The sequence below is a fragment of the Streptomyces odonnellii genome (assembly GCF_000981895.1).
Classification (GTDB): Bacteria; Actinomycetota; Actinomycetes; order Streptomycetales; family Streptomycetaceae; genus Streptomyces; species Streptomyces odonnellii.
Genome location: NZ_LATD01000470.1, coordinates 1 through 4441 on the forward strand (window position 1 = coordinate 1; position 4441 = coordinate 4441).

A 4441-nucleotide genomic window follows, 5' to 3' on the forward strand; every position below is an offset into this window, starting at 1 on the left:
CCCGGCCGTCGTACCGCCCCCGCCGAGGTCCTCCGCTACACCGCCTTCTCGGCCGACCCCGACGGCGGCAATCCGGCCGGTGTCGTCCTGGACGCGTCCGGGCTCGGGGACGACGAGATGCTCGCGATCGCCGCGGAGGTCGGGTACAGCGAGACCGCCTTCCTGACTGCGCCGCCGGAGGGTCTCGACGGACCGGGTCGTGGCCGCGCCTTCACCGTCCGGTACTTCAGTCCCAAGGCCGAGGTCCCCTTCTGCGGACACGCCACGGTCGCCACCGCCGTCGCACTGGCCGAGCGCCTGGGCCCCGGCGACCTGGTCTTAGACCCGCGCCGGGACCGTACCGGTGACGGTCACAGCCAGCGACGGCGAGGACGGCGCACCACGCGCCACGCTCACCAGCGTCGTACCGTACGTCGCGGACGCGGACGAGCCGGACGTACGTGAAGCTCTCGCCGCGCTCGACTGGCCCGCCACTGATCTCGACCCGGCCCTGCCGCCCCGTATCGCCTTCGCGGGCGCCCGTCACCTGGTCCTGGCCACCAAGAGCCGGGAACGGCTCGCGGATCTCTCGTACGACTTCCAGCGGCTCGAAACGTTCATGCGGCGACTGGATCTGACAACCCTTCAGCTCGTCTGGCGCGAGTCGCCGACCGTCTTCCATGTCCGCGACCCGTTCCCGGTGGGCGGTGTGGTCGAGGACCCGGCGACGGGCGCCGCGGCGGCGGCTTTCGGCGCGTACGCCCGTGAACTCGGCCTCGTCGCCGAGGAGTCGGTCCTCACCCTGCACCAGGGCGACGACATGGGACGGCCGGGCGTCCTGACGGTGGAGCTACGGGAGGGCGATGCGCGCGTACGGGTGAGCGGTACGGGCGCCCGTATCCCGGACGGGGCCTGAGCGCCCGGCAATCACTGAGAGTGAGGCTCAACCTATCGCGTGGGGAGGGTACTTACCGCCCTGGCGGGCCAACTCCCGCTCGCGTTGGATGTTTCAGCCCCCGGAGCGCGACTGAACAACTACTCTGGGCTACCAACCACGGAGAACCATTCCTGCCGTTGGAGGCTGCCTTGAAGAACACCCGCGAACTGGACCCGAGCGCTTCTCCCCTCGCCTACTTCGGCAGTGAGCTACGGCGACTGCGTGAAGCGGCCGGACTCAACCAGAGGCAGCTCGGGGAGATCATCTTCTGTACGGGCTCACTGGTCGGCCAGGTCGAGACGATGCATAAGCTGCCAACGCGTCAGTTCTCCGAGTCGGTTGACGCGGCGCTGGGTACTGGTGGCAGCTTCACCCGGTTGCTGCCGCTGGTGCTGAAGAGCCAACTGCCGTCGTGGTTCCAGCAGTACGCAGACATGGAAGCGAAGGCAACACACATCAGCACCTTCCAGGCACAGGTGGTGTACGGCCTGCTCCAGACCGAAGAGTACGCACGGGCGGTGCTGGCCACCGAGTGGATCGACGACCTGGAAGATCTGGTCGCGGCGCGGATGAACCGCAAGCAGGTGCTGAAGCGCATGATTCCGCCGCTCGTCTGGGTCGTGCTGGACGAGGCGGTGCTGTTGCGGCCGATCGGCGGTCGTGAGGTCATGCGGAACCAACTCGCCCATCTGCTGTCCTTCAAGGACAAGGAGTGGGTCCAGATCCAGATCCTGCCTCTTGCGGCCGGAGAGCACGCCGGTCTCCAGGGCTCCTTCAACATTCTCCGCTTCGACGACGACCCTGACATCGCGTACAGCGAGGACTGCGGGACGGGCCATGCGACGGCCGATCCGCAAGCTGCCAGGGCCCGTTCACTCCGTTACCATCACTTGCAGGCAGCCGCCTTCTCCATCAAGGACTCGGCGGCACTGATCGCCCGCGTAATGGAGGAGCGTTATGGGGAGCAACCCGTACCTGACGGGGGCGCACTGGCGTAAGTCGAGCTACAGCGGCAGCGCTGGCGGCGACTGCGTCGAATGCACACCGCTCGCAGGCGCCGCCTGGCACAAGTCCAGTCACAGCGGTAGCACCGGGGGCGAGTGCGTCGAGTGCACCACGGTCGGCGCCGCCGCCTGGCACAAGTCCACACACAGCACCGACACCGGCGGCAACTGCGTCGAGGTCGCCGCCTGCACCGCCGCCGTCGCCGTTCGCGACTCGAAGAACCCCGAAGGCCCGGTCTTCACCGTCACCGCCGGCGCCTTCACCACCTTCACCGCCCACATCCGCGCCTCGGTCTAGAACATTTGTGGGAATGACCGATGAGTTTCTCGGTGATCCACGGTCATAGATGACGGTTGGTGCGCTGCGGCCACGCGTGTGGTCGCGGCGCGCGCCGACCGGCTCAGACCCAGACCCGATCACCGAGGAACCTCAGATGCGCACTCTGATCAGCACAGCCTTCGTCTCGCTCGACGGCGTCATGGAGGCACCGGGCGGCGAACCCGGCTACCGGAACTCCGGATGGACCTTCAAAGAGGTCGATTTCCTCCTTGAGGCCTACGAGATCAAGGGCCGGGAGCAGCAGGAAGCGGCAGCGATGCTGCTGGGCCGGGTCAGCTACGAGGGGTTCAGCCAGGTGTGGCCGGACATGGCGGAGTTCCCCGAGTACAACGCGATGCCGAAGTACGTCGTCTCCACCACCCTCACCGAGGACAAGCTGGCGTCGAACTGGGGCGAGACCACGATCCTGCGGTCGCTGGACGAGGTCGCGGCGCTGAAGGAGACCGAGGGCGGCCCGATCATCGTTCAGGGCAGTGTCGCCCTGAACCACAGCCTTTCGGACGCCGGTCTGATCGACCGGTATCACCTGCTCGTCTTCCCGCTGCTGCTCGGCGCGGGCAAGCGTCTGTTCAGCGCCACGGACAAGGACACGCAGAAGCTGAAGCTGGTCGAGTACGAGGCGTACGCCAACGGCATCCAGAAGAACGTCTTCGACGTCGTCCGCTGAAGCGGCTACAGGGCTGTTCAGGGCTACGGGCTCCCGCGCGACCGGCTGGTGACACGACCGGCCGGTCCGTCGGCCGGGGCTCCCCTTGCGAACCCCGACCGCCGGACCGGTCCGGCCGGCCGGACCGGTCGAGTCCGACTGTCCGGTCCGGCCGGTCTAGTCGGCCGTCAGGGCCGTCCGGATCTCCGCCAACTGCTCGGCGCTGAGCGGGCCGTACGCACGCGCCCCCGCGTTCTCCTCGGCCTGGGCGACCGAGCGGAACCCGGGGATCGGCACCGTCTGCGGGCTGCGCGCCCAGAGCCAGGCGAGGGCGCCCTGTGCCAGGGTGCGGCCGTCGCTGGTGAGGACGGACCGTACGGCGTCCACACGCGCCGCCCACTCCGGCGCGGGCACCCCGCCCTCCCCGAACCACCGCAGCCACGACGGCGGTACGGCCCGGATGTCACCGGTGGTGCCCCGGCTGCCGGAACCGTGCTTGCCGGTGAGCAGGCCCATCGCCAGCGGGCTGCGGTTCACACTCGCCAGACCCCGGTCCTCGCACAGCGCGAGCATCTCCGGCGCGTCCTCCAGCACATTGCAGGCGTGCTGCACGGCCACGCAGTGCTCGCCTTCGGCGAAAACGCCCGCCCGCTCGGGGTCGTCGGTGGACCACGCGTACGTACGGATCAGGCCTTCCCGTACGAACTCCTCGCAGGCGTCCCGGAGTTCGGCGGCCGACTCCGGCGACGCGTCGGAGAGGTGGAGCTGGTAGAGGTCGATGTAGTCGGTGCCGAGGCGGGCCAGGGAGGCGGTGAGGGCCTGCCGGGCGTACGCGGGGGTGGCGTCGGAGCCGGTGAGGGTACGGGTGGACTCGTCAAAAAGGTTGCCCCACTTGGTGGCGATGACGGCCTCGTCCCGCCGCCCCCGCAGTGCGCGCCCGAGGACGCGTTCGCTGTGGCCCGCGCCGTACACATCGGCGGTGTCGAAGAAGGTGATGCCGAGGTCGAGGGCGCGGTGGAGCGCGGCGACGGACTCGTCGTCGTCGACCTTGCCCCAGCCCAGGGGATTGCCCGCGGTGTCCTGCCACTCGCCCCCGATGGCCCAGCAGCCGAAGCCGAGGGGGCCGACGGTGATACCGCTCTGTCCGAGAGTCCTGCTCTCCAAGGTGGTCATGGGGCGAACGGTAGGAGTTGAAGCACACTCCAAGGCAAGCCGGGCGGGGCGGGGGTGGCCGAATGGCTGGTACCGCGGGCCCCCGGCACCCAAATCCGGCCAATCGGCGGGGAGTTGAGAGCCGAGGGGAGCCGGCGGGAGAGGACGGGAGCCGGCGGGCAGCGCGGTCCGGGGGCTTCCGCCCTGACAGGTCACTCGGACGGTTCCCGGATCGCGCCCGCGCTCGTCGCGAACGCCCGGCGTCCGACCGGCCGCGCCTCCGTCCCCGGCGTGCCCGAGCCCGACGTACCCGAGCCCGGCCTCCGCACGACGGGATCGACGCTCCGTAAGCCGTGACCGGGGTGGGGGTTGAGGTCGGGGTC

General features: G+C 69.4%; 4 protein-coding genes and 1 pseudogene. 4 read left to right on the plus strand and 1 reads right to left on the minus strand.

Annotated features, from left to right (window positions below; all coding sequences use genetic code 11):
• From WH07_RS33250 to WH07_RS33265, 4 genes and pseudogenes are all read left to right on the plus strand, one after another.
• Nucleotides 1–895, plus strand: a pseudogene (locus tag WH07_RS33250) (PhzF family phenazine biosynthesis protein); the annotation flags it as partial.
• A gap of 170 nt (nt 896–1065) precedes the next feature.
• On the plus strand, nt 1066–1914 hold the full coding sequence (locus WH07_RS33255) for a helix-turn-helix domain-containing protein (protein WP_046508423.1): 849 nt from the start codon (nt 1066–1068) through the stop codon (nt 1912–1914).
• Complete coding sequence (locus WH07_RS33260) at nt 1874–2218, plus strand: DUF397 domain-containing protein (RefSeq protein WP_046508425.1); 345 nt, start codon at nt 1874–1876, stop codon at nt 2216–2218. Before WH07_RS33255 ends, WH07_RS33260 begins: the two co-directional genes overlap by 41 nt.
• Nucleotides 2219–2354: 136 nt before the next feature.
• Nucleotides 2355–2927 carry a dihydrofolate reductase family protein gene (locus tag WH07_RS33265; RefSeq protein ID WP_046508427.1) on the plus strand — a complete coding sequence of 191 codons (573 nt, stop codon included), beginning with the start codon at nt 2355–2357 and terminating at the stop codon, nt 2925–2927.
• A gap of 156 nt (nt 2928–3083) precedes the next feature.
• Here WH07_RS33265 and WH07_RS33270 read toward each other — a convergent pair whose 3' ends face one another.
• On the minus strand, nt 3084–4079 hold the full coding sequence (locus WH07_RS33270; RefSeq protein WP_046508429.1) for an aldo/keto reductase: 996 nt from the start codon (nt 4077–4079) through the stop codon (nt 3084–3086).
• Nucleotides 4080–4441 lie beyond the last annotated feature (362 nt).